Source organism: Streptomyces sp. NPDC016469 (assembly GCF_040632905.1).
In the GTDB taxonomy this organism is placed as follows: domain Bacteria; phylum Actinomycetota; class Actinomycetes; order Streptomycetales; family Streptomycetaceae; genus Streptomyces.
In genome coordinates this window covers 245,032-266,746 of sequence record NZ_JBEYCQ010000008.1, presented here as the reverse complement: position 1 = coordinate 266,746, position 21,715 = coordinate 245,032, and the positions used below count along the sequence as shown (strand labels likewise).

Below are 21,715 nucleotides of genomic sequence, written 5' to 3'. Positions count from 1 at the left end.
GCGCCATTCACGCCTCGCCCTCGTCCGCCGAGCGCGGCAGCCCCGCCGACAGGTTCTCGTGACCGGACTCCGTCACGACGAGGTCGTCCTCGATGCGGACGCCGATGCCGCGCCACTCCTCCGGGACCGTCAGGTCGTCCGGCTGGAAGTACAGCCCGGGCTCGACGGTCAGCACCATGCCCGGCTCCAGCACCCCGTCGACGTACGCCTCGTTGCGCGCCCGCGCGCAGTCGTGGACGTCGGGTCCGAGCATGTGCCCGGTGCCCGCCATGGTGAAGCGGCGCTGGAGGCCGAGTGCGCACGCCCGCTCGGCCGGGCCCTCGATGAAGCAGAGCGCGCTGCCGTTCAGCGGCCGGACCACGCGCCCGGGCGGGCTGCCGCCGGCGGACCGGCGGCTGCTGTGGCTGCCGGCGGGCGGGACGAGCGACGAGGTCATCGCGCGCGAGCTGGGCATCAGCCGCCGCACGCTGTTCCGCCGGTTGCGGGTCCTGATGGCCGGGCTGGGCGCCGCGAACCGCTTCCAGCCGGCGCTGCAGGCGCAGCGCCGGGGCCGGCTGTGAGCGCCTCGGACGTCAGCCGGCCGCGTGAGCGCCCGGGACGTCAGCCCATCGCGCCGAGGACCACGAGCAGCACCGCGCCGACGACGGCCGGGGCGATGACCTCGTACGCCCAGCGCACCGAGGCGGCGGGCGCGTCGGCCACGGGCTTGTCGCCGGCGCGCTCGGACAGCTCGCGCAGGTCCGCGACGGCCTGGTCGGCGGCCGCGGTGCGGGCCTTGGTGTTGCGTACGTCGGCGATCGTGGACGTACGCCGGTACGGGTCGTCCACCGCCTGCCGGGACTGCTGGCGGGCGGCCTTCTTGCGCTGCCGCAGCGACACGGGGACGGCCCAGAGCTGGTACTTCGTACCGTCGTGCGTGAAGAGCTCGCTCGAATACCCGGCCCGCACGTCGGCCACGTCGCTCCACGGCAGCGTGATCGTGCGGAACGGGTTGCGGACGCGGATGCGCCTCTCGTTCGCGGCGACCACCGGGCGCAGCGTGAAGGCGACGATCAGCGGTACGGCGGTCAGCATCCCGGCGAGCGCCATCCACGGCACCCGGCCGTCGCCCCGGAACGCGGCGTCGGCGCCGATCCCGCAGGCGAGCACGAGGAGCAGGATGCCGCCGGCCAGCCCGGCGGGCGACCGGAAGGTCCGGTCGGCGTAGGTGGGCTCGTCGGCAGGCGTGGGGCTCGTCATGAGCCCGATTGTGCCTGACGCGGCGCGGGGGCGCGGTGGCGGCTTCGCCCGCAGCGGGGGCCCGGTGCGGGAACCCTCGATGACCTGGGTCCCTGTACAGGTCGCTACGCGCGTAGATATGCTCATGTGGTGACCATGCCCACCACCCTCCCCGCATTCGCCGACGCGACGGCGTCCGACAGTGCGCTGCGCCGCTTCCTGCACGGGCTGCCCGGCGTCGACCCGGTCGGCCTCGAAGCGCGCGCCGCAGCCCTCGGAACCAGGTCGGTCAAGACGACGGCCAAGGCGTACGCCATCGACCTCGCGATCTCGATGATCGACCTGACGACGCTGGAAGGCGCGGACACCCCCGGCAAGGTCCGGGCGCTCGCCGCCAAGGCCGTCAACCCCGACCCCACCGACCGCACGACCCCGCGCACCGCCGCGGTCTGCGTCTACCCCGACATGGCGGCCACCGCTGCCGCCGCCCTGGCCGGCTCCGGCGTCAAGGTGGCGTCCGTGGCGACGGCCTTCCCCGCCGGGCGCGCCGCGCTCGACGTGAAGCTCGCGGACGTCCGGGACGCCGTGGCGGCCGGGGCCGACGAGATCGACATGGTGATCGACCGGGGCGCGTTCCTGGCCGGCCGCTATCTGAAGGTGTACGAGGAGATCGTCGCCGTGAAGGCGGAGTGCGGGTCCGCCCGGCTCAAGGTGATCTTCGAGACCGGCGAGCTGTCCACGTACGACAACATCCGGCGGGCCTCCTGGCTCGGGATGCTGGCGGGCGCGGACTTCATCAAGACCTCGACCGGCAAGGTGGCGACGAACGCCACGCCCGCGAACACCCTGCTGATGCTGGAGGCGGTGCGCGACTTCCGCGCGCAGACCGGCGTACAGATCGGCGTGAAGCCGGCCGGCGGCATCCGCACCTCGAAGGATGCGATCAAGTTCCTCGTGCTGGTCAACGAGACCGCGGGCGAGGACTGGCTGGACAACCACTGGTTCCGCTTCGGCGCCTCCAGCCTGCTGAACGACCTGCTGATGCAGCGCCAGAAGCTCAGCACCGGCCGTTACTCCGGCCCCGATTACGTGACGGTGGACTGATACCCATGGCATCCGCATTCGAGTACGCACCGGCGCCGGAGTCCCGCTCCGTCGTCGACATCGCCCCGTCGTACGGCCTGTTCATCGACGGTGAGTTCACCGACGCGGCCGACGGCAAGGTCTTCAAGACGGTCAGCCCGTCCTCCGAGGAGGTGCTGTCCGAGGTCGCGCGGGCCGGCGCCGACGACGTGGACCGGGCCGTGAAGGCGGCCCGCCGCGCGTTCGAGAAGTGGTCGGCGCTGCCCGGCTCCGAGCGCGCCAAGTACCTGTTCCGGATCGCCCGGATCATCCAGGAGCGCAGCCGCGAGCTGGCCGTCCTGGAGACCCTGGACAACGGCAAGCCGATCAAGGAGACCCGCGACGCGGACCTCCCGCTGGTCGCCGCGCACTTCTTCTACTACGCGGGCTGGGCCGACAAGCTGGACCACGCGGGCTACGGCCCGAATCCGCGCCCGCTGGGCGTCGCGGGACAGGTCATCCCGTGGAACTTCCCGCTGCTGATGCTCGCGTGGAAGATCGCCCCGGCGCTCGCCACGGGCAACACCGTGGTCCTGAAGCCCGCCGAGACGACGCCGCTGTCCGCGCTGTTCTTCGCGGACATCTGCCGCCAGGCGGGCCTGCCCAAGGGTGTCGTCAACATCCTCACGGGGTATGGCGACGCGGGCCAGGCGCTCGTGGAGCACGCGGACGTGAACAAGGTCGCCTTCACCGGTTCGACCGCCGTCGGCAAGGCCATCGCCCGGAGCGTCGCGGGGACGGACAAGAAGGTCACGCTGGAGCTGGGCGGCAAGGGCGCCAACATCGTCTTCGACGACGCCCCGATCGACCAGGCCGTCGAGGGCATCGTCACCGGCATCTTCTTCAACCAGGGCCAGGTCTGCTGCGCCGGCTCCCGCCTCCTGGTCCAGGAGTCGATCCAGGACGAACTGCTCGACGCCCTGAAGCGCCGCCTGTCCACGCTGCGCCTCGGCGACCCGCTGGACAAGAACACGGACATCGGCGCGATCAACTCCGCCGAGCAGCTGGCCCGGATCACCGCGCTCACGGAGACCGGCGAGGCGGAGGGCGCGGAGCGCTGGAGCGCCCCGTGCGAACTGCCCTCGGCCGGTTACTGGTTCGCCCCGACGCTGTTCACCAACGTCACCCAGGCCCACACCATCGCCCGCGACGAGATCTTCGGCCCGGTGCTGTCGGTGCTGTCGTTCCGTACGCCGGACGAGGCCGTCGCCAAGGCGAACAACAGCCAGTACGGCCTGTCGGCCGGCATCTGGACGGAGAAGGGCTCCCGCATCCTCGCGGTGGCGAACAAGCTCCGGGCGGGCGTCGTCTGGGCCAACACGTTCAACAAGTTCGACCCGACCTCGCCGTTCGGCGGTTACAAGGAGTCGGGCTACGGCCGCGAAGGCGGCCGTCACGGCCTGGAGGCGTACCTCGATGTCCGATAACCGTCTGAGCGTCTTCAAGACCTACAAGCTGTACGTCGGGGGCAAGTTCCCCCGCTCCGAGAGCGGCCGGGTGTACGAGGTGACGGACTCGAAGGGCAAGTGGCTGGCGAACGCGCCCCAGTCCTCCCGCAAGGACGCCCGCGACGCGGTCGTGGCCGCCCGCAAGGCGTTCGGCGGCTGGTCCGGCGCGACCGCGTACAACCGCGGCCAGATCCTCTACCGCGTCGCGGAGATGCTGGAGGGCCGCCGCGAGCAGTTCGTACGCGAGGTGGCCGAGGCGGAGGGCCTGTCCAAGTCCAAGGCGGCTGCGGTCGTGGACGCGGCGGTGGACCGCTGGGTCTGGTACGCGGGCTGGACGGACAAGATCGCCCAGATCGTGGGCGGCGCGAACCCGGTCGCGGGCCCGTTCTTCAACCTGTCGACGCCCGAACCGACCGGTGTGGTCACGGTCCTGGCACCGCAGGAGTCCTCGTTCCTCGGCCTGGTCTCGGTCATCGCCCCGGTGATCGCCGCCGGCAACACCGTGGTCGTGGTGGCCTCCGCGAAGTCCCCGCTGCCCGCCCTGTCGCTGGGTGAGGTGCTGGCCACCTCGGACCTGCCGGGCGGTGTGGTCAACATCCTGTCGGGGAAGACCGCGGAGATCGCCGCGCCGCTCGCCGCCCACCAGGACGTGAACGGCATCGACCTCACGGGGGCGGACGCGGCGCTCGCGAAGGAGCTGGAGATCGCGGCGGCGGACAACCTGAAGCGCGTTTCGCGCCCACCCGTCTCCCGCCGCTGCCCCGAGAAGGAAGAGCAGAGCGCTGCTCATCAACAGGCTGTGGACGGTGACGACTGGACCGCCGACCCCGGTACGCACCGCCTGACGGCCTTCCTGGAGACCAAGACGGTCTGGCACCCGACGGGCGCGCTGGGCGCGTCCGGCTCCTCGTACTGACCGCACACGGCGACGGCCCGTTTCCCGGAGAGACCTCCGGGAAACGGGCCGTCCCGCGGTCAGCCGCGCAGCCCCTCCACGACCGGGCCCACGACGGGCAGGTCCTTGATGGCGCCACCGCTCGTCAGCGGATCGGTGACCAGCGCGGTGGAGAGCGGCTTGAAGTCGGCGACCTGGGTGCCCACCGCGTTGTCCAGCGGGTCCGTGCCGGTGCCGGCCAGCGGGTCGAGCCGCAGGTGGGTGACGGGCGCGACGCTGTGCTCCAGCGACTGCCCGAGCGCCCCGGTGACCGCGCCGCCGGCCGCCTCGGTGGCCTCCGCGAGGCCGACGTCGGCCCCGGTCTCCTGGACGACGGGCAGCGGGGCGGCCTGCGCCGCCGCACCCCCCGCGCCGAGCGCGGCGCCGACCGCGGTGACGGTCAGCCCTGCGCGCAGCAGGGTGCGGCGCCGGGACCTGGAAAGTGCGTGACGTGCCATGGATTTCCCACCTGATCGGGATGATCGGACCATCGGTCGGGTAATCGACCGAATGCACAGAGTAGTTGAGGTGTGATGCGCGATACCAACAGGACCTCCGGGGGGTCCCTTGTTCGGGTCAATGCCGCACACTCGTGTCCTGTGAGTTCCCAAGCGCTTTCGACCCGCGTCGTCCTGTTGACGGGCCCCTCCGGCTCCGGCAAGTCGTCCCTCGCCGCCCGCACCGGCCTTCCGGTCCTGCGGCTCGACGACTTCTACAAGGAGGCCGGTGACCCCACCCTGCCGCTGGTCGAGGGCAGTACGGACATCGACTGGGACTCCCCGGACTCCTGGGACGCCGCCGCCGCGGTCGCCGCGATCGCGGAACTCTGCCGGACCGGCCGCACCGACGTCCCGGTGTACGACATATCCACCAGCTCCCGCACCGGGCACGAGGTCCTGCACATCGGGCGCACCCCGCTCTTCGTGGCCGAGGGCATCTTCGCGGCCGATGTCATCGACCGCTGCCAGTCCCTGGGTCTGCTGGCCGACGCCCTCTGCCTGCGCGGCCACCCCTCCACAACCTTCCGCCGCCGCCTGCTGCGGGACCTGCGCGAGGGCCGCAAGTCGGTGCCGTTCCTGCTGCGGCGCGGGTGGCGTCTGATGCGTACGGAACGCCGCATCGTGGCCCGCCATGTCGCGCTGGGCGCGCACGCGTGCGCGAAGCAGGAAGCGCTGGGCCGCCTGGCGGCCGCGGCGGCGGGCCGATGCCGGACACCGGCGATTTCGAGCCCCTCCGGCGATTGAGGAGCGGGGTCCGGGGGCAGAGGCCCCGGAACGCGCCGCGGGGCCGGACAGGACCCCCCGGCCCGTCCGACCCCGCAGCTTCCCCGTATCCCCGTGCCCCCGAGACACCCCCGTATCCCTCGGGCCCCCGTGTCACCCCCGTGACAACACCACCGCGTCCCCCGACGCGGCAGCGCCCCCGTTCCCCCAGCCTTCAGGCCACCAGCTCGCCGAAGGACTCCTCCTCGTCACGGCCGAAGCTCAGGACCTCGTCCTCGCGCAGCCGGCGGAGCGACCGCCAGATGCTCGACTTCACCGTGCCGACACTGATGTCGAGGATGGACGCGATCTCGGGGTCCGTACGGCCCTCGTAGTACCGCAGGACGAGCATCGTGCGCTGCAGCTCGGGAAGGCGCGCCAGCGCCTGCCAGAGAACGGCGCGCAGCTCCGTACCGCGCATCGCGTCCGTGTCGCCCGCCGTCTCCGGCAGCTCCTCGGTCGGGTATTCGTTCAGCTTGCGCCTGCGCCAGGCGCTGATGTGCAGATTGGTCATCGTGCGGCGCAGGTAACCGCCCACAGCGGCCTTGTCGCTGATGCGGTCCCAGGCCCGGTACGTCGAGAAGAGGGCGCTCTGGAGCAGGTCCTCGGCCTCGAACCGGTCACCGGTCAGGTGGTAGGCGGTGGCGTACAGGGAGGCGCGGCGCTCCCGGACGTAGGCCGTGAACGCCGCTTCGGCGTCCCCGGACCGCTCCGGTGACTTCCGCTCCCCCGAGTCCTCCCCGTACGCGCTTCCCCCGTTGCCCCCCGCGTCAACCACCGTCATGAATGACGTGTGCTGACGCCCGGCGCCTCGAACGCACCCCCGTCCGTTCACTGCGGCGCCGGACTTCTCGGTGCTCCGCCCGACATCGTGGAGACGCGTGACAACTGCGCTTGCGTTGATGCTGTGAGTTGCGTTCATCTCGCGCCCCCCATCGGTGGAGTCCGTCCGTTCCTTGTGTCAACGAGCTTGCCGGGGCAGTTTCATGGCCCTGTCCGCCGACTGTCACAGGGCTGTCACAGGGCCCGGCGGCGGCACGAATCCGTGCTTCCGGATGCATGAGGGACGTATGGGGCACGCATCAGGGGGGACCAACTGTCGAACTGGGACGCCCCATGGGTCAGAATGACCAAGTGCCTTTCCTGTTGCTGATCGAGGACGACGACGCCATCCGCACGGCCCTCGAACTCTCGCTGTCACGCCAGGGCCACCGTGTGGCCACCGCGGCGACGGGAGAGGACGGCCTCAACCTGCTGCGCGAGCAGCGCCCCGACCTGGTCGTGCTGGATGTGATGCTGCCCGGGATCGACGGTTTCGAGGTGTGCCGGCGCATCCGCCGCACCGACCAGCTGCCGATCATCCTGCTGACCGCCCGAAGCGACGACATCGACGTCGTGGTGGGTCTGGAGTCCGGCGCCGACGACTACGTGGTCAAGCCTGTGCAGGGCCGGGTGCTCGACGCCCGTATCCGCGCGGTGCTGCGCCGCGGCGAACGGGAGTCGACCGACTCCGCGACGTTCGGGAACGTGGTGATCGACCGCTCCGCCATGACCGTCACCAAGAACGGGGAGGACCTTCAGCTCACGCCGACCGAGCTGCGCCTCCTGCTCGAACTGAGCCGCCGGCCCGGCCAGGCCCTGTCCCGGCAGCAGCTCCTGCGCCTGGTCTGGGAGCACGACTACCTGGGCGACTCACGGCTGGTGGACGCCTGTGTCCAGCGGCTGCGCGCCAAGGTGGAGGACGTCCCGTCGTCGCCGACCCTGATCCGTACGGTCCGGGGCGTGGGCTACCGGCTGGACTCGCCGCAGTGAGCACGGCTGTGCGGCGGGGCCTGCGTGCCGGGCTCCGCTGGACCAGCCTGCGACTGCGGCTCGTCATCGTCTTCGGTCTCGTCGCGCTGACCGCCGCCGTGTCGGCCTCCGGCATCGCGTACTGGCTCAACCGCGAGGCCGTGCTGACGCGTACGCAGGACGCGGCGCTCGGGGACTTCCGCCAGGAGATGCAGTCCCGGGCGGCCTCGCTGCCGCTGCGTCCCACCAAGGAGGACCTGCAGACGGCCGCCGTGCAGATGGCGAGCAGCAGCCCGGGCTACAGCGTGCTCCTGATCGACGAGCGCGATCCGGGCAAGCCCATCGTCGGCAACAGCGACCTGGACACCTTCACCCGCGACAACGTACCGCCGTCGTTGCAGGAGCAGGTGGACCGCAAGCAGCCGGTCAAGGCGGGCAACAAGTACGAGTACCACCTGTTCTGGCAGCGCACCTCGATACGCGGCACGCCGTATCTCGTCGCCGGTACGAAGATCATCGGCGGCGGGCCGACCGGCTACATGCTGAAGTCGCTCGACCAGGAGCGGCAGGACCTCAGCTCGCTCGCCTGGTCGCTGGGGATCGCCACGGCGCTCGCCCTGGTGGGCTCGGCGCTGCTCGCGCAGGCGGCGGCGACGACCGTGCTGCGGCCGGTGCAGCGGCTCGGGGACGCGGCCCGCAAGCTCGGCGAGGGCAAGCTCGACACCCGGCTCGCGGTGTCCGGCACCGATGAACTGGCCGATTTGTCCCGGACGTTCAACCGGACCGCCGGCGCGCTGGAGAAGAAGGTCGCGGACATGAGCGCCCGCGAGGAGGCCAGCCGCCGCTTCGTCGCCGACATGTCGCACGAGCTGCGTACGCCGCTGACGGCGCTCACCGCGGTCACGGAGGTGCTGGAGGACGAGGTCGACAGCCTCGATCCGATGATCGCCCCCGCGGTGAACCTGGTGGTCAGCGAGACCCGCCGGCTGAACAACCTCGTGGAGAACCTGATGGAGGTGACCCGCTTCGACGCGGGCACCGCCCGCCTGGTCCTGGACGACGTGGACGTCGCCGACCAGGTGACCGCCTGCATCGACGCCCGCGCCTGGCTCGACGCGGTCGAACTGGACGCCGAGCGCGGGATGATGGTCCGCCTCGACCCGCGCCGGCTCGACGTGATCCTGGCGAACCTGATCGGCAACGCGCTCAAGCACGGCGGTTCGCCGGTACGGGTCTCGGTGCGAATCGAGGGCGAGGAGCTGGTCATCGAGGTCCGGGACCACGGCCCCGGCATCCCCGAGGACGTCCTGCCGCACGTCTTCGACCGGTTCTACAAGGCGAGCGCCTCCAGGCCGCGTTCGGACGGCAGCGGGCTCGGGCTCTCCATCGCCATGGAGAACGCGCACATCCACAACGGCGACATCACCGCGCGCAACTTTCCCGACGGCGACGGCGCGGTCTTCGTGCTGCGCCTGCCGCGCGACCCCGGGGCGCCGAGCCGTACCGCCGGGGACCACGACGCACCGATACCGGACCACCAGGAGGACGACGCGACGTGAGGCGCAGCGAACGCCGGGGAAACCGAACCGCCGCCGCCCTGGCAGGTGCCGCACTCTGTGCCGTGCTGGCGACGGGCTGCGGCATCCGTACGACGTCGGTACCGGTGGACGCGGGTGCCGCCCCGTCCCGGGTGCCGTGCGCGATGCCCGCCGAGGACGCCGCGTCCCAGGCCAGGCGGGGCATCCCTGTGCAGGTGTACCTGATCTGCGCCTCGCAGCTGGTGACGGTGGACCGGGCGGTGCAGGTCCAGGAGGCCGAGTCGGACCGGCTGGCCGTCGCCACGGAGCTGCTGGGCGAGTTGCGCAGACAGCCCGCGGAGGAGGAGCGGCAGGCGGGTTTCTCCACCGATGTGCCCGGGTCGCTCCGCGTCTTCGGACCCCGCCTGGGCGACGCGAAGGACGCGCTGCGGCTCAACGAGCAGCCGGAGGACCTGTCGGCCGAGGCCCTGGCCCAGGTCGTCTGCACCTTCGCGGACAGCGAGTCCCTGACCCCCGGCGACACGGTGACGCTGGGCGGCCCGGGCGACTACCCGGCCCGGGGCTACCTCTGCACGGCGGAGACGAAGGCCAGCCCGAAGGCGATACCAAGCACGGTGGGGGTGCCGTAGGCCCTGTCCAGGGGCCTTGGGGGCCGTCGTGAGGCAGGTCTCCCCGGGTCCTGCGGAACCGATCCTGCCGCCGCCCGCGTCTAGGGCTTCGTGCGTCAAGGTACGGACGGCCGGGCCGTCATCCGCTTCCGCGCGGTCGGGGTGTCGCTGCTCCTCGCGCATCTGCTGCTCGTCGGGTGGCTCACCCTGCGTCCGCTGGACGTGCCGTGGATGGACGCCGCCAACCTCTCGCCGTTCGCCGGCATCAGGGCCGATCTGTCGCTCGGCCCGGCCGCCGCGTTCCGCCGGATCGGCGGTGGGCTGCTGCTGCTGGCGCCGCTGGGCGTCCTGCTGCCGATGGCCGGAGGCCGGCTGTACGTGTCCCCGTGGCTCTCGCTGGCCCGTACGGTCGCGGCCGGTTCGCTGATCTCGCTGGCCATCGAGCTGGGGCAGACCGGGGTGCCCGGCCAGGTGGTGGACGTGGACTCGCTGTTCCTGAACACGGCGGGCGTCGCCCTGGCCCACGCCCTGGTGGTGCCCGCGTGCCGGGCGCGCCTGCGCCGGCGCGGCGGACCGGAGCCGCGGGTGGTGCCACGGAGCGGGCACGAGGCCCCTCAGGGTTCGACCCCGACGATTTCCGGGGTCGGGATGGCCCCGTAGAGCGACGCTTCGTCCGGTTCGTCGCGCGACCATGGACGTACCGGGAGCACGACGGAATGCTCCCCGCAACGGTTCGCGAAGGAGCCCACCATGGCCGCACTTGCCCGCCCCCGTGACGGACGCATGATCGGCGGAGTGTGCGCAGCGCTGGCGCGGCGTTTCGGCACGTCGGCGAGGACCATGCGCATCATCTTCCTGGTCTCGTGCCTGCTGCCGGGACCGCAGTTCCTGCTCTATCTGGCGCTGTGGCTGCTGCTGCCCCAGGAGAGGCCGTCGTCCTCGGCCGCCTGGTAGCCGTTCCCGTTCCCGTACGCATGCCTGTGGGCGGGCACCCGGTCGGGGTGTCCGCCCACTGGCGTGTTCCGGCTTCGGCTCAGCGGCCGAGCGGCAGACCGTTGGCGGACAGGCCGCTGGTGGTCAGACCGCCGGCCGGCATGCCGCCGAGGAGGCCCTTGACGGGGGTGGTGGCGTCGCCGAGGACCTTGGTCTGGCTGGTGCCGAGGAGCTGGTCGGCGGTGTCCTGGACCGGCAGCGTCGAGGTGGCGTCGGCCACCGCACCGGCGACGGGCAGGACGCTGGTCGCGGTCTCCAGCGGCAGTGCGGAGGCGGCCGCGGTGCCTGCGGCGGCAGCGGCGAAAGCGGCACCGAGAGCGGCGACGCCGAGAGTCCTGGCGGCAGACTGCTTCATATGACATTCATCCTTGGGGAAGGGGATGTGAGCGGCTATGCAACGTAGTCATCCGCCGCCCCGCTCCGCAAACATCCGCCGCCACGGAAAACGGCCGGGAAAACCACTTCCCGGCCGTTCTCCGTACGCCTCCGTCAGCCGGCCAACGAGGAAGACACACTGGTCGCAGCGGTCTGCTCGAAAAGCCATTCGGACTTCAGCTCGGCGTACCCGGGCTTGATGACGTCATTGATCATCGCCAGACGTTCATCGAAAGGAATGAATGCCGACTTCATTCCATTGACGGTGAACCACTGCATGTCGTCGAGCGTGTATCCGAAAGCCTCGGTCAGCTTCTCGAATTCCTGGCTCATGCTCGTGCCGCTCATCAGCCGGTTGTCCGTGTTGACGGTGGCCCGGAAGTGCAGCTTGCGGAGCAGCCCGATGGGGTGCTCCGCGTACGAGGAAGCGGCCCCGGTCTGGAGGTTGGACGTCGGGCACATCTCCAGCGGGATGCGCTTGTCCCGTACGTAGGAGGCGAGCCGGCCCAGCTTCACGGAGCCGTCCTCCGCGACCTCGATGTCGTCGATGATGCGGACGCCGTGCCCGAGCCGGTCGGCGCCGCACCACTGGATGGCCTGCCAGATCGAGGGCAGCCCGAACGCCTCGCCCGCGTGGATCGTGAAGTGGTTGTTCTCGCGCTTGAGGTACTCGAACGCGTCCAGGTGCCGGGTGGGCGGGAACCCGGCCTCGGCGCCCGCGATGTCGAAGCCGACGACGCCCTGGTCCCGGTAGCGGTTGGCGAGTTCGGCGATCTCCAGGGAGCGCGCGGCGTGCCGCATGGCGGTGAGCAGGGCGCCGACGCGGATGCGGTTGCCGTCCTGCCGGGCCCGCCGCTCGCCCTCGCGGAACCCCTCGTTGACGGCCTCGACCACCTCTTCGAGGGTCAGCCCGGCCTCCAGGTGCTGCTCGGGGGCGTACCGCACCTCGGCGTAGACGACACCGTCGGCCGCCAGGTCCTCGGCGCACTCGGCGGCGACCCGGACCAGCGCGTCACGGGTCTGCATGACGGCGCAGGTGTGGGCGAACGTCTCCAGATACCGCTCCAGCGAACCGGAGTCCGCCGCCTCCCGGAACCAGACGCCGAGTTTGTCGGGCTCGCTCTCGGGAAGCGCGTCGTAGCCGATCGCCGCCGCGAGATCGACGATCGTTCCGGGGCGCAGGCCGCCGTCGAGGTGGTCGTGCAGAAGGACCTTGGGGGCACGCCGGATCTGGTCCGGGCCGGGCACATGGAGGGTCGGGCTCATCATCCAGGCACTGTAGCGCCTACGCGCGTAGAGCGGGCTTGTCGTTGCATAACGGTACGGTCGAGCCCTCGCGCACCGCCCTGCGTAACAGACGCCGCGAACGGGGGTGGCGTACCCGCGCGCGTCTGACACTGTTACGCCATGGCACAGCGCGCACTCCCCCAGCCGGCGGCACGGCTGGGACGGGCCGTCGGAGCGGCGGCCGGAGCAACAACGGTCGGCGGCGTGGTCCTGCTGCTCCCGGACGGCGAACCCCACTCGCACCGCCGCCCCTCCGCCCTCTCCCACGCCCGCCTGCTCCCGCTGGCCCGCGCCCTGACCCACGCGGGCCGCACCGACGGCCTCGCCGCCCATGTGGTGCGCTACCGCTGCCGCGGCTGGAACGAGGACGACGCCCACCTCGCGGCGGACGCGGAGTGGGCGGTGGACGAGGCCGTACGCCGCTACGGCGACGTCCCCCTCTGCCTGGCCGGCCACGGCATGGGCGCCCGGGCGGCCCTCCGCGCGGGCGGCCACCCGGCGGTCGGCGCGGTCCTGGCCATCGCACCCTGGCTCCCCGGCGATCCGTCCGCCGGCCCCGAACCGGTCAAACACCTGGTCGGCCGCCCGGTCCTGCTGGTCCACGGCACCAACGACACGCGCTGCGCCCCGGAGCTCTCCTTCCGCCTGGCCGAACGCGCCAAGAAGGCCAACCGCGACACCTGCCGCTTCGAGGTCCACTCGGACGGCCACGCGCTACGCCAACACCGGTCCGAGGTCACGGCCCTGGCCGCCGACTTCGTCCGCGGCACGCTGTTCGGCCACGCGTACGCCCGCCCGGTGACGGACGCGCTGGCGGCGCCTCCACCGCTGGGACTGCGGATGCCACTGGCGGTGGGGTTCGGGGAGTCGTTGGGGGTGGGGTGAGGGGGCCTGCGGGGGCAGGCGGCGTCCATGCCCCATCGGCCCCAGGGCCACCCCTCGGGCTCGCCGAGCATCCACGTCGACGGGGATCGCGGGGCGTTCACCGCGGCAGGAGGCTCAGGAACCGGCCGCGTTCGCGGGCGCGGTCCAGCCGGTAGCTCGGATCCACTCGGCCAGGTCCAGGGTGGCCGGCTCGATCGAGCGCACCACCGCGAGGTCCGAAGGGTGGTCCGCCCCCTTCGCGAACTCGCGGAACATCGCCTTGTCGAGGTCGTTGGGAAGCACGCTCAAGGGGAGGGCCTCGTACCGTGCCGGGAGCCCGGCCCGCGCGCCGAACGCCGCGGCGATCCGGGGGCCCGTCAGCTCGTCGCCGATGAGCTCGACGGCTCCGCCGGGTGCCTCCGCGATGTCGAGCAGGAGCGCGGCGGCGACCCGGCCGATGTCCCTGACCGAGATCATCTTCAGGGCGACGTCCTCCGGCAGCGGCAGCCTCAGCACGATTTCACCGTGCTCCAGGCTCGGTGCCATCACGCCCGCGAAGTTCTCCATGAAGGCGGTCGCTCGAACCATCGTGGCCCTCAGGCCGGACCTGCGCAGGTGCTCCTCGATCCAGTGCTTCGAGTCGTGGTGCGGCACACCCGACTCCCGGTCCGCTCCGAAGACCGAGTTGAACACGACGTGCGGGACGCCCGCCTCGACCGCCGCGTCGACGAGCGCGGTGCCGATGCGGATCTCCGCCTCGACGTCTTCGAGGCTGTTCGCCTCCGGGGTCATGAAGTAGAACCCCTCGACCGTCGCCAGCGCGGCGGCCAGCGACGCCGGGTCGTCGGCCCGGATGGCCGCCGGCTCGACGCCGCGGGCGGCCAGCGCCCGAGCCCGGTCGGACTGCGGGTTGCGAACCAAGGCCCGCACCCGCGCCTTGTGGTCCAGCAGCGCGTCGACCACCGCCCCGCCCTGCTGCCCCGTCGCGCCGAAGACTGCGATCGTGCCGGTCGTCTGCGTGCTCATCGCTTCCACCCCTCACTAGTTCATGCCGTGAACAAAATTAGTTCACGGCATGAACTACGTCAAGGTGTGTGTGCAGCGGGAGCTCACGGTCCGATGGGCTGGTTCGAGGTGGGCGGAGAGAGGTCCGAGGTGTCCACGATGGCGGTGGCCACGCGCTCGAAGTCGCGCTGGTCGTCGACATCGAGGTTCCTCGCGATCTCGGGCAGGCGCTTGGCGATCTCGGCGTAAACGGCCTCGGCGAGCACCTTCCCCGTGGGCGTCGCACTGAGCATGACGACCCGCCGGTCCTGCGCCGAGCTTGTCCGGCCGACCAACTCGCGCCGCGCGGTGCGATCGACCAACTGGCTCAACGCGTTCTTGGTCATACCCAACGCCGCGGCGAGGTCGGCCATCTGCCGCGGCTCGTTCCTGACTGCGCAGAGCAGCGTGGCCTGCGAGGGGGTCAGGTCGAACTCCTCGCAGATCTGCGCGTACTTGCGTTGAATCACGACCGAGAGCCAGAAGAGCTTGTCGCCATAGTCCACGTCGGCCTCCCGGGTCCGATGACGAATGATCAGCCTGCTCATCGCGGGCCGGCAGACCACGCCACTCACCAGGAGACGCACACCTCTGCGAGACCGGCCTGCCCCTCCTGCCCCCATCACTTTAATCGACTGATCCGGTGCCCCTTCCTCAGGCAACGCTGTGATCGGCGAGCCAGGCGGTGAGGCGGGTATCCGCCTCGGCAACTGGACAGCGGGCGGGCTTCGGCCCGGAGGCGGCGCCAGTGGTCGAGTGCGCGCAGGAGGTCGCCGGCCCGCGGGCGAGTACGGCCGGGTGGCGCGGGTCGAACCAGGTCATGGCCATCTCGCGGGCGGGGAGATCCCGCTGGGGGTCCGGCTCGTGACACCGCTTCGCTCCGGCCCTCACCCCGGCAGCAGACTCCCCCGCCGCCCCAGCAGGAACTTCTTGAACGCCGCCACCGGGGCCGTGTCGGGGTGGCCGTCCAGCCAGGCCACGCCGATCTCGCGCACCGCCCTCGGAGCCGTCACCGTCAGCTCCACCACGCCCGGGCGGGCCACCGCCGGGGGCGGGAGCAGGGCGACGCCCAGGCCCGCCGCTACCAGGCCGCGCAGGGTCTCCGCCTCCTCGCCCTCGAAGGCGACGCGGGGGACGAAGCCCGCCTCCGCGCAGAGGTCGTCCGTGATGCGGCGGAGGCCGTAGCCGGGTTCCAGGGTGACGAAGGTTTCGTCGGCGGCTTCGGCGAGGCGGATGCGGCGGCGGGTGGCGAGGCGGTGGTCCTCGGGGACGACCAGGCGGAGGCGTTGTTCGTCGAGGCGGCGGGTGACCAGGTCGGGGGCGTCCGGGACCGGGGAAGTGAGGCAGAGGTCGAGGCCGCCGGCCCGGAGGCGTTCGATCATGGCCTCGCCGTAGTTCTGGACGAGTTGGAAGCGGACCCGGGGGTGGTCGGCCCGGAAGGCGCGGATGAGGGCGGGGACGGTTTCGGAGCCCATGGTGTGGAGAAAGCCGAAGGCCACCTTGCCCGCGGTGGGGTCGGCGTCGGCGCGTACCGAGTCGGCGGCCTTCTCCACCTCGGCGAGGGCGCGCTCGGCCGAGCCGAGGAAAGTGCGTCCGGCGGGGGTCAGGGAGACCGTGCGGCCCTTGCGCGCGAACAGGGCGACGCCCAGGTCGCCCTCCAGCCGCACCATCGCCCGCGAGAGCGTGGACTGCGGGACGCCCAGTTCCTGCGCGGCGCGCGTGACGTGCTCGTGGCGGGCGACCGCCTCGAAGTACGCGAGGCGCGGTGCGAGGACCGCGCGGATGTCTTCTTCGTAACTGCTCGGTGACAGCCGGGGCTGTGAGCTGTGTTGATGCGCCATGGGATTGATTATTCGCTGTTTGTGCATTGGACGCATGAATCCCGCGCGTCCTACCGTCGTCGCATGCCTCCCGCCAGTACCGGGGCGTCCACCCTCACCGTGGCCGCCTCGACCCAGTCGTCCCCCGTCACCGACACCACCGACCGGCTCGAACCCGGGCGCCCCGGCTACGGCCGGATGAGCTTCGCCCTCTTCGCCGCCGGTGTCGCGACCTTCGCGCTCCTCTACTCCACGCAGGCGCTGCTGCCCGCCGTCTCCGCGTCCTTCGGCGCGACGGCCGGGCAGGCGAGCTGGACGGTGTCCGCCGCGACCGGGGCCCTGGCGCTGTGCGTGCTGCCGATGAGCGCGCTGTCCGAGCGGTTCGGGCGGCGGCAGATGATGACCGCCTCGCTGGTGGTCGCGGTGACGGTCGGCCTCTTCGTGCCGTTCGCCCCCTCGCTGGGCTGGCTGATCGCGCTGCGCGCCCTGCAGGGCGCCGCGCTCGCCGGACTGCCCGCGTCCGCGATGGCGTACCTGGCGGAAGAGGTCCGGCCCAAGGCACTCGTCGCCGCGATCGGGCTGTTCGTGGCCGGTAACAGCATCGGCGGGATGAGCGGCCGCATCCTCACCGGCTGGATCGCGCAGCTGTGGGGCTGGCGGGCGGCGCTCGGCGCGGTCGGGCTGCTGGCCGTGGCCTGCGCGGTCGTCTTCCACTTCATGATCCCGCGCGCCCGGCACTTCACCCCGGGCACGCTCAACCCGAAGGCGCTCGCGCGTACGGTCGGCTCGCACCTCGCCAACCCGCTGCTGCGGCGGCTGTACGCGATCGGCGCGCTGTTCATGACGGTGTTCGGTGCCGTGTACACGGTCATCGGATACCGGCTCGTGGAGGCGCCGTTCAACCTGCCGCAGGGCATCGTGGGCTCGATCTTCCTGGTGTACCTGGTCGGCACGGTCTCCTCCGCCGCCGCCGGACGGCTGGTCGGCCGGCTGGGGCGGCGGGGCGCGCTGTACCTGGCCGTCTCCACCACCGCCGCCGGTCTGCTGCTCTCGCTGGGCGACCAGCTGGCCGCCGTGCTCCTCGGCCTGGTGCTGATCACGGCCGGCTTCTTCGCCGGGCACGCGGTCGCCTCGTCCTCGGTGAGCCGTACGGCGACGACGGGCCGCGCCCAGGCGTCGGCGCTGTACCAGTCGGCGTACTACCTGGGCTCCAGCGCGGGCGGCACGCTCGGCGCGGTGGCCTTCCACGCCGGCGGCTGGGCGGGCACGGTCGCGCTGGGCCTGCTCGCGGTCCTCGGGGTCGTATCCATCACGCTGTACGGGACGCGGGCCGCCCGCGCCGAACGGCTGCGGCCCGCCGCCGTGGCGCCCGTACAGAACTGAGACATTCGGCGCACAACCTGTCGCTCCCCTTCGCGCGTCTAGCAGGCGGAATCACCGCAGTGCGCGCGAAGGGGAGTTGGCGTACATGGGAGTCAGGAAGAACATGAGGAACATACGGGGCATTACGGGCGTACGGGCGCGGAGGGGGCTCGTCCTGTCCGTCGCGGGTCTGACCGCGATACCCGCGTTCGTCCTCGGTACGGGCACCGCCGCGCAGGCGGCGTCCTGCACGACGTCCACGGGCCCGTACCAGAAGCAGGTCGAGAAGTACCTGCACCTGAAGGTGGACGGCAAGCAGTCGGCGGCCGACTGCAAGAAGATCCGGTCGTTCCAGAGCACCTACGGGGTGACTCCGACCATCGGTTACGCGGGACCGGTCACCTGGCGCACGATGCAGACGCTCACCGCGCAGAAGGCGGCCGGCAAGAACCCGAACAAGGCCGGCAAGTGCCCGACCAACAAGGGGCGCATCGCCTGCGTCGACCTGACGCGGCAGATCAGCTGGATCCAGGACGGCAAGAAGCTGAAGTTCGGGCCGGTGCCGGTGCGGACGGGGCGGGACAAGTACGAGACGCGGACGGGCGCCAAGAAGATCTACTGGCGCCACAAGAACCACGTGTCCTCGATCTACCACGTGTCCATGCCGTACTCGCAGTTCTTCGACGGCGGCCAGGCGTTCCACGCGGTCGGCGTGAAGATGTGGAATCCGCCGGGGTCGCACGGGTGCGTCAACATGCGCACCTCGGACGCGAAGTCATACTGGAACCTGTTGAAGAACGGCGACGACGTCTACGTGTACGGCCGCAAGCCGGGGACCTGACGGCTGCCGCTCGCCCGCCCGTTGTCAGTGCCCCGCTGTAGCTTCCGAAGTGCTGGATGAACCGAGCGGTGTCACGGCACGACAGGGTGGATCGGCGATGACTGAACTGACAGCGGCGGCAGCGGGTCCCGGCGCCGGGACCGGCGCGTCGGGCGACATCGGCAGCCGCCTGGAAGGGCACCGGGTCGAGCTGACCGGTTACTGCTACCGGATGCTCGGCTCGGCGTTCGAGGCGGAGGACGCGGTCCAGAATACGCTGGTACGGGCCTGGCGCAGCTTCGACAAGTTCGAGGGCCGGTCCTCCCTGCGGTCCTGGCTGTACCGCATCGCGACCAACGTCTGCCTCGACATGCTGAACGCGGGGAAGAGGCGGGCCCGGCCGGTCGATCTGACCGGGCCGACGCCACTCGCGCAGGCCGCGCTCAATCCACTGCCGGAGAACGCCTGGCTGGAGCCGATGCCGGACGGCCGGATCATCCCGACGACCGACGATCCGGCGGAGGCGGCGGTGGCGCGCGAGTCGGTGCGCCTGGCGTTCGTCGCGGCGCTCCAGCACCTGCCGCCGAAGCAGCGCGCCGTGCTCATCCTGCGCGAGGTGCTGGCGTGGAAGGCCGCGGAGGTCGCGGAGCTGCTCGGCACCTCGGTCGCCTCGGTCAACAGCGCCCTCCAGCGGGCCCGGGCGACCCTGACCGACCACGAGTCCGTGGCCGCCGACGCGGCGGACCCCCTGGACGAGAAGCAGACGGCCCTGCTCGAACGGTACGTGGCGGCGTTCGAGGGCTACGACATGCAGGCGCTGACCGCCCTCCTCCACGAGGACGCGGTGATGACGATGCCGCCCTTCGACCTGTGGCTCCGGGGCCACGAGGACATCACCGGCTTCATGACGTCCCTGGGCGCGGGCTGCGCCGGCTCCCGCCTGCTCGCGACCTCCGCCAACGGCACCCCGGCCTTCGCCCACTACAAGCCGGACCCGGAGGGCCCGGGCTTCGCCCCGTGGGCGGTCCAGGTCATCGACATCCGGGACGGCGAGATCACGGGCCTGCACTGCTTCCTGGACGCGCCGCGGTGGTTCCCGCTGTTCGGGCTGCCGGACCGGCTGGAGGCGGATGCGGTGTGAGGCGGCGGGTGGTGCGGGGGCTGGTGGCGGGCTGGGTGGTGCTCGCGGGGGCCGGATGGGCGGCCGCGCAGTGGCTCGGTGAGCCGGCGGCGACGTCGGGGCCGGCCCCGGTGACCCCGCCTTCGTCGGCAGCCGAGCCGGGACCGCAGCCGGAGTTCGACTGCGCGGAGGCGATGCGGGCGGCGAAGCGGTCGCCGATACCGTCGCCGTCGGGCACACCGTTCGGCGGCGAGGGCGTCCAGCACCGCGTCACCGCGGTGATCTGCGACTACGCGGTGGAGGGGCACTGACGTCCCCCACCGCCTCCCCCAGCCCCACCAGCTCCAGCAGCGCCCGCAGTTCCGGTGTGGTGCCGTGCAGGCGCAGGGCGCGGGTGCCCGTTCTGCGGGCTATCAGGGTGAGGCGGGCGATCGCGTCCACCGTGGTCAGGTCCGGCCGGACGACGCCGCTCAGGTCGCAGTCCACCGTGGTGGCGTCCGGCGACGCGGCCATGAGCGATTCCAGGTCGGCGCACAGGCGGGGGACGGCGTCGCGCGTGATGTGGCCGGAGAGGACGAACGCGGCCGGGGGCGGGGCTTCCATACCCTGACAGACCCGGGGCCGCGCCGGAACTCACCGCGTCGGCGGTCCTCTCTTCCCGGTGCGTACCGTGGCCGGCATGCCGAACGGGACCGGCGGCGGTCCACCGGTCCCGTTCACCCTCACAGGGAAGCCGCAGGTCAGGCGATCCGCTCCCGCACCACCGGGGTCGCCGCGAAGGCCGTGCCCGCGGGCTCGATGTCGTACGCGTCCGGGAGCGCCTTCAGGGCGTAGTCGAACTTCTCCGGGGTGTCCGTGTGCAGCGTCAGCAGCGGCTGGCCGTCGGTGATCTCGTCGCCGGGCTTGGCGTGGAGCTCGATGCCCGCGCCGGCCTGGACCGGGTCCTCCTTGCGGGCGCGGCCCGCGCCGAGGCGCCAGGCGGCGACGCCGATGTCGTAGGCGTCCAGGCGGGTCAGGATGCCGGAGGAGGACGCCTTGATGACGTGCTGCTCGCGGGCGACCGGGAGCGCGGCGTCGGGGTCGCCGCCCTGGGCGGAGATCATGCGGCGCCAGACGTCCATCGCGGAGCCGTCCCGGAGGGCCTTCTCCGGGTCGGCGTCCTTGAGGCCCGCCGCGTCCAGCATCTCGCGGGCGAGGGCCAGGGTGAGGTCGACGACGTCCTTCGGGCCGCCGCCGGCCAGGACCTCGACGGACTCGCGGACCTCCAGGGCGTTGCCGGCGGTGAGGCCCAGCGGGGTGGACATGTCGGTGAGCAGGGCGACCGTGCGGACGCCGCTGTCGGTGCCGAGGGCGACCATCGTGGAGGCCAGCTCGCGGGCGTCGTCCAGGGTCTTCATGAAGGCGCCGGAGCCGACCTTGACGTCGAGGACCAGGGCGCCCGTGCCCTCGGCGATCTTCTTGGACATGATCGAGCTGGCGATGAGCGGGATCGCCTCGACCGTGCCGGTGACGTCGCGCAGCGCGTACAGCTTCTTGTCGGCGGGGGCGAGGCCGTCGCCCGCCGCGCAGATGACCGCGCCGGTGGTGTCGAGGACGTCCAGCATCTCGGCGTTGGAGAGGTGGGCGCGCCAGCCGGGGATGGACTCCAGCTTGTCGAGCGTGCCGCCGGTGTGGCCGAGGCCCCGGCCGCTGAGCTGGGGCACGGCCGCGCCGCAGGCGGCGACCAGCGGGGCGAGCGGCAGGGTGATCTTGTCGCCGACGCCACCGGTGGAGTGCTTGTCCGTGGTGGGGCGGGAGAGGGCGTCGAAGTTCATCCGCTCGCCGGAGGCGATCATCGCGGCGGTCCAGCGGGCGATCTCCGTACGGTTCATGCCGTTCAGCAGGATCGCCATGGCCAGCGCGGACATCTGCTCGTCGGCGACCTCGCCGCGGGTGTACGCGTCGATGACCCAGTCGATCTGCTCGGGGGTCAGCTCGCCTCGGTCCCGCTTGGTGCGGATGACGGAGATGGCGTCCATGGTCTGGCGTCCTTCCGGCCGGTACGTACGGTGCGCGTGGGCCCTGTTGACTCTACGCGCATAGAGGGGAAAAGAGACGCCGGGTGGGCCC

At 71.8% G+C, this 21,715-nt stretch carries 24 protein-coding genes and 2 pseudogenes; 15 read left to right on the top strand and 11 right to left on the bottom strand.

Annotated features, from left to right (window positions below; all coding sequences use genetic code 11):
• Window positions 1-7: 7 nt before the first annotated feature.
• Window positions 8-328: pseudogene (locus ABZ565_RS12205) on the bottom strand (M24 family metallopeptidase); the annotation flags it as partial.
• A gap of 1 nt (window position 329) precedes the next feature.
• Here ABZ565_RS12205 and ABZ565_RS12200 point away from each other — a divergent pair.
• Window positions 330-560, top strand: a pseudogene (locus tag ABZ565_RS12200) (LuxR family transcriptional regulator); the annotation flags it as partial.
• Between the two features lie 40 nt (window positions 561-600).
• Here the strand turns inward: ABZ565_RS12200 and ABZ565_RS12195 are convergent.
• Entirely contained in the window at window positions 601-1,239 is a 639-nt protein-coding gene (locus tag ABZ565_RS12195; RefSeq protein WP_361024043.1) for a PH domain-containing protein, read from the bottom strand.
• A gap of 135 nt (window positions 1,240-1,374) precedes the next feature.
• Here ABZ565_RS12195 and deoC point away from each other — a divergent pair, with 135 nt between their 5' ends.
• Genes deoC through ABZ565_RS12180 form a run of 3 tightly spaced genes read left to right on the top strand, consistent with a single transcriptional unit; the run spans window position 1,375 to window position 4,704 of the window.
• Window positions 1,375-2,322: a deoxyribose-phosphate aldolase gene (gene deoC / locus ABZ565_RS12190; protein WP_361024119.1), complete on the top strand. Its 948-nt coding sequence runs from the start codon at window positions 1,375-1,377 to the stop codon at window positions 2,320-2,322.
• A 5-nt stretch (window positions 2,323-2,327) separates the two neighbouring features.
• A complete protein-coding gene (locus ABZ565_RS12185) occupies window positions 2,328-3,767 on the top strand; it encodes an aldehyde dehydrogenase family protein (RefSeq protein WP_361024040.1) in 1,440 nt (479 codons plus the stop codon).
• Window positions 3,757-4,704 (top strand): aldehyde dehydrogenase family protein, encoded by a 948-nt coding sequence (locus tag ABZ565_RS12180; protein WP_361024037.1) that lies wholly within the window; start codon window positions 3,757-3,759, stop codon window positions 4,702-4,704. The genes ABZ565_RS12185 and ABZ565_RS12180 overlap by 11 nt, the downstream gene beginning before the upstream one ends.
• A gap of 59 nt (window positions 4,705-4,763) precedes the next feature.
• Here the strand turns inward: ABZ565_RS12180 and ABZ565_RS12175 are convergent, their stop codons facing one another.
• Window positions 4,764-5,180 carry a hypothetical protein gene (locus tag ABZ565_RS12175; protein ID WP_361024034.1) on the bottom strand — a complete coding sequence of 139 codons (417 nt, stop codon included), beginning with the start codon at window positions 5,178-5,180 and terminating at the stop codon, window positions 4,764-4,766.
• Between the two features lie 177 nt (window positions 5,181-5,357).
• Between ABZ565_RS12175 and ABZ565_RS12170 the strand changes: the two genes are divergently transcribed.
• Window positions 5,358-5,966, top strand: a complete 609-nt coding sequence (locus ABZ565_RS12170) for an ATP-binding protein (RefSeq protein WP_361024116.1) — start codon at window positions 5,358-5,360, stop codon at window positions 5,964-5,966.
• 193 nt (window positions 5,967-6,159) lie between these two features.
• On the opposite strand, the gene ABZ565_RS12165 is transcribed toward ABZ565_RS12170, so the two are convergent.
• Window positions 6,160-6,906, bottom strand: coding sequence for a SigE family RNA polymerase sigma factor (locus tag ABZ565_RS12165; protein WP_073964294.1), 747 nt, complete (start codon window positions 6,904-6,906; stop codon window positions 6,160-6,162).
• Window positions 6,907-7,118: 212 nt separating this feature from the next.
• On the opposite strand from ABZ565_RS12165, the gene afsQ1 reads away from it, so the two are divergent.
• From afsQ1 to ABZ565_RS12140, 5 genes are all read left to right on the top strand, one after another.
• Entirely contained in the window at window positions 7,119-7,796 is a 678-nt protein-coding gene (gene afsQ1, locus ABZ565_RS12160) for a two-component system response regulator AfsQ1 (RefSeq protein WP_026171255.1), read from the top strand.
• A complete protein-coding gene (locus tag ABZ565_RS12155) occupies window positions 7,793-9,334 on the top strand; it encodes a HAMP domain-containing sensor histidine kinase (protein ID WP_361024031.1) in 1,542 nt (513 codons plus the stop codon). The genes afsQ1 and ABZ565_RS12155 overlap by 4 nt, the downstream gene beginning before the upstream one ends.
• Complete coding sequence (locus tag ABZ565_RS12150) at window positions 9,331-9,942, top strand: hypothetical protein (RefSeq protein WP_361024024.1); 612 nt, start codon at window positions 9,331-9,333, stop codon at window positions 9,940-9,942. The genes ABZ565_RS12155 and ABZ565_RS12150 overlap by 4 nt, the downstream gene beginning before the upstream one ends.
• A 90-nt stretch (window positions 9,943-10,032) precedes the next feature.
• The gene (locus ABZ565_RS12145) at window positions 10,033-10,581 is read left to right on the top strand and encodes a VanZ family protein (protein ID WP_361024021.1); all 549 of its coding nucleotides are present in this window, start codon (window positions 10,033-10,035) and stop codon (window positions 10,579-10,581) included.
• A gap of 90 nt (window positions 10,582-10,671) precedes the next feature.
• Window positions 10,672-10,875, top strand: a complete 204-nt coding sequence (locus ABZ565_RS12140; protein ID WP_164403039.1) for a PspC domain-containing protein — start codon at window positions 10,672-10,674, stop codon at window positions 10,873-10,875.
• A gap of 79 nt (window positions 10,876-10,954) precedes the next feature.
• Here ABZ565_RS12140 and ABZ565_RS12135 read toward each other — a convergent pair whose 3' ends face one another.
• Both ABZ565_RS12135 and ABZ565_RS12130 read right to left on the bottom strand, forming a co-directional pair.
• On the bottom strand, window positions 10,955-11,269 hold the full coding sequence (locus ABZ565_RS12135) for a hypothetical protein (protein ID WP_361024017.1): 315 nt from the start codon (window positions 11,267-11,269) through the stop codon (window positions 10,955-10,957).
• 134 nt (window positions 11,270-11,403) lie between these two features.
• Window positions 11,404-12,558, bottom strand: coding sequence for an adenosine deaminase (locus ABZ565_RS12130; RefSeq protein ID WP_361024014.1), 1,155 nt, complete (start codon window positions 12,556-12,558; stop codon window positions 11,404-11,406).
• Between the two features lie 222 nt (window positions 12,559-12,780).
• Between ABZ565_RS12130 and ABZ565_RS12125 the strand changes: the two genes are divergently transcribed.
• Entirely contained in the window at window positions 12,781-13,461 is a 681-nt protein-coding gene (locus ABZ565_RS12125; RefSeq protein WP_361024113.1) for a prolyl oligopeptidase family serine peptidase, read from the top strand.
• Between the two features lie 114 nt (window positions 13,462-13,575).
• On the opposite strand, the gene ABZ565_RS12120 is transcribed toward ABZ565_RS12125, so the two are convergent.
• The 3 genes from ABZ565_RS12120 to ABZ565_RS12110 all read right to left on the bottom strand — a co-directional run bounded on the left by ABZ565_RS12120 (window position 13,576) and on the right by ABZ565_RS12110 (window position 16,325).
• Window positions 13,576-14,466, bottom strand: coding sequence for an NmrA/HSCARG family protein (locus tag ABZ565_RS12120; RefSeq protein ID WP_361024011.1), 891 nt, complete (start codon window positions 14,464-14,466; stop codon window positions 13,576-13,578).
• A gap of 83 nt (window positions 14,467-14,549) precedes the next feature.
• On the bottom strand, window positions 14,550-14,990 hold the full coding sequence (locus ABZ565_RS12115; protein ID WP_361024110.1) for a MarR family transcriptional regulator: 441 nt from the start codon (window positions 14,988-14,990) through the stop codon (window positions 14,550-14,552).
• A 381-nt stretch (window positions 14,991-15,371) separates the two neighbouring features.
• Window positions 15,372-16,325 carry a LysR family transcriptional regulator gene (locus ABZ565_RS12110; RefSeq protein ID WP_361024008.1) on the bottom strand — a complete coding sequence of 318 codons (954 nt, stop codon included), beginning with the start codon at window positions 16,323-16,325 and terminating at the stop codon, window positions 15,372-15,374.
• Window positions 16,326-16,388: 63 nt separating this feature from the next.
• Here ABZ565_RS12110 and ABZ565_RS12105 point away from each other — a divergent pair, with 63 nt between their 5' ends.
• The 4 genes from ABZ565_RS12105 (at window position 16,389) to ABZ565_RS12090 (ending at window position 19,917) form a co-directional block, all read left to right on the top strand.
• Entirely contained in the window at window positions 16,389-17,687 is a 1,299-nt protein-coding gene (locus ABZ565_RS12105) for an MFS transporter (protein ID WP_361024005.1), read from the top strand.
• A 103-nt stretch (window positions 17,688-17,790) separates the two neighbouring features.
• Complete coding sequence (locus ABZ565_RS12100; RefSeq protein WP_361024002.1) at window positions 17,791-18,507, top strand: L,D-transpeptidase; 717 nt, start codon at window positions 17,791-17,793, stop codon at window positions 18,505-18,507.
• 97 nt (window positions 18,508-18,604) lie between these two features.
• Window positions 18,605-19,627, top strand: a complete 1,023-nt coding sequence (locus ABZ565_RS12095; RefSeq protein ID WP_361023999.1) for a sigma-70 family RNA polymerase sigma factor — start codon at window positions 18,605-18,607, stop codon at window positions 19,625-19,627.
• Window positions 19,624-19,917 (top strand): hypothetical protein, encoded by a 294-nt coding sequence (locus ABZ565_RS12090; RefSeq protein WP_361023996.1) that lies wholly within the window; start codon window positions 19,624-19,626, stop codon window positions 19,915-19,917. The genes ABZ565_RS12095 and ABZ565_RS12090 overlap by 4 nt, the downstream gene beginning before the upstream one ends.
• Here the strand turns inward: ABZ565_RS12090 and ABZ565_RS12085 are convergent.
• Window positions 19,877-20,209, bottom strand: a complete 333-nt coding sequence (locus ABZ565_RS12085) for an STAS domain-containing protein (protein WP_361023993.1) — start codon at window positions 20,207-20,209, stop codon at window positions 19,877-19,879. The two genes, ABZ565_RS12090 and ABZ565_RS12085, sit on opposite strands and share 41 nt — an antisense overlap.
• Before the next feature lie 137 nt (window positions 20,210-20,346).
• Complete coding sequence (locus ABZ565_RS12080) at window positions 20,347-21,624, bottom strand: thymidine phosphorylase (protein WP_361023990.1); 1,278 nt, start codon at window positions 21,622-21,624, stop codon at window positions 20,347-20,349.
• Window positions 21,625-21,715: the final 91 nt, after the last annotated feature.

What these genes read in the sequence shown, in the direction of transcription:
- ABZ565_RS12195 (WP_361024043.1), bottom strand. Translation starts at nt 1,239, where the DNA reads ATGACGAGCCCCACGCCTGCCGACGAGCCCACCTACGCCGACCGGACC.
- deoC (WP_361024119.1), top strand. Translation starts at nt 1,375, where the DNA reads ATGCCCACCACCCTCCCCGCATTCGCCGACGCGACGGCGTCCGACAGT.
- ABZ565_RS12185 (WP_361024040.1), top strand. Translation starts at nt 2,328, where the DNA reads ATGGCATCCGCATTCGAGTACGCACCGGCGCCGGAGTCCCGCTCCGTC.
- ABZ565_RS12180 (WP_361024037.1), top strand. Translation starts at nt 3,757, where the DNA reads ATGTCCGATAACCGTCTGAGCGTCTTCAAGACCTACAAGCTGTACGTC.
- ABZ565_RS12175 (WP_361024034.1), bottom strand. Translation starts at nt 5,180, where the DNA reads ATGGCACGTCACGCACTTTCCAGGTCCCGGCGCCGCACCCTGCTGCGC.
- ABZ565_RS12165 (WP_073964294.1), bottom strand. Translation starts at nt 6,906, where the DNA reads ATGAACGCAACTCACAGCATCAACGCAAGCGCAGTTGTCACGCGTCTC.
- ABZ565_RS12140 (WP_164403039.1), top strand. Translation starts at nt 10,672, where the DNA reads ATGGCCGCACTTGCCCGCCCCCGTGACGGACGCATGATCGGCGGAGTG.
- ABZ565_RS12135 (WP_361024017.1), bottom strand. Translation starts at nt 11,269, where the DNA reads ATGAAGCAGTCTGCCGCCAGGACTCTCGGCGTCGCCGCTCTCGGTGCC.
- ABZ565_RS12130 (WP_361024014.1), bottom strand. Translation starts at nt 12,558, where the DNA reads ATGATGAGCCCGACCCTCCATGTGCCCGGCCCGGACCAGATCCGGCGT.
- ABZ565_RS12120 (WP_361024011.1), bottom strand. Translation starts at nt 14,466, where the DNA reads ATGAGCACGCAGACGACCGGCACGATCGCAGTCTTCGGCGCGACGGGG.
- ABZ565_RS12110 (WP_361024008.1), bottom strand. Translation starts at nt 16,325, where the DNA reads ATGGCGCATCAACACAGCTCACAGCCCCGGCTGTCACCGAGCAGTTAC.
- ABZ565_RS12105 (WP_361024005.1), top strand. Translation starts at nt 16,389, where the DNA reads ATGCCTCCCGCCAGTACCGGGGCGTCCACCCTCACCGTGGCCGCCTCG.
- ABZ565_RS12100 (WP_361024002.1), top strand. Translation starts at nt 17,791, where the DNA reads ATGAGGAACATACGGGGCATTACGGGCGTACGGGCGCGGAGGGGGCTC.
- ABZ565_RS12095 (WP_361023999.1), top strand. Translation starts at nt 18,605, where the DNA reads ATGACTGAACTGACAGCGGCGGCAGCGGGTCCCGGCGCCGGGACCGGC.
- ABZ565_RS12085 (WP_361023993.1), bottom strand. Translation starts at nt 20,209, where the DNA reads ATGGAAGCCCCGCCCCCGGCCGCGTTCGTCCTCTCCGGCCACATCACG.
- ABZ565_RS12080 (WP_361023990.1), bottom strand. Translation starts at nt 21,624, where the DNA reads ATGGACGCCATCTCCGTCATCCGCACCAAGCGGGACCGAGGCGAGCTG.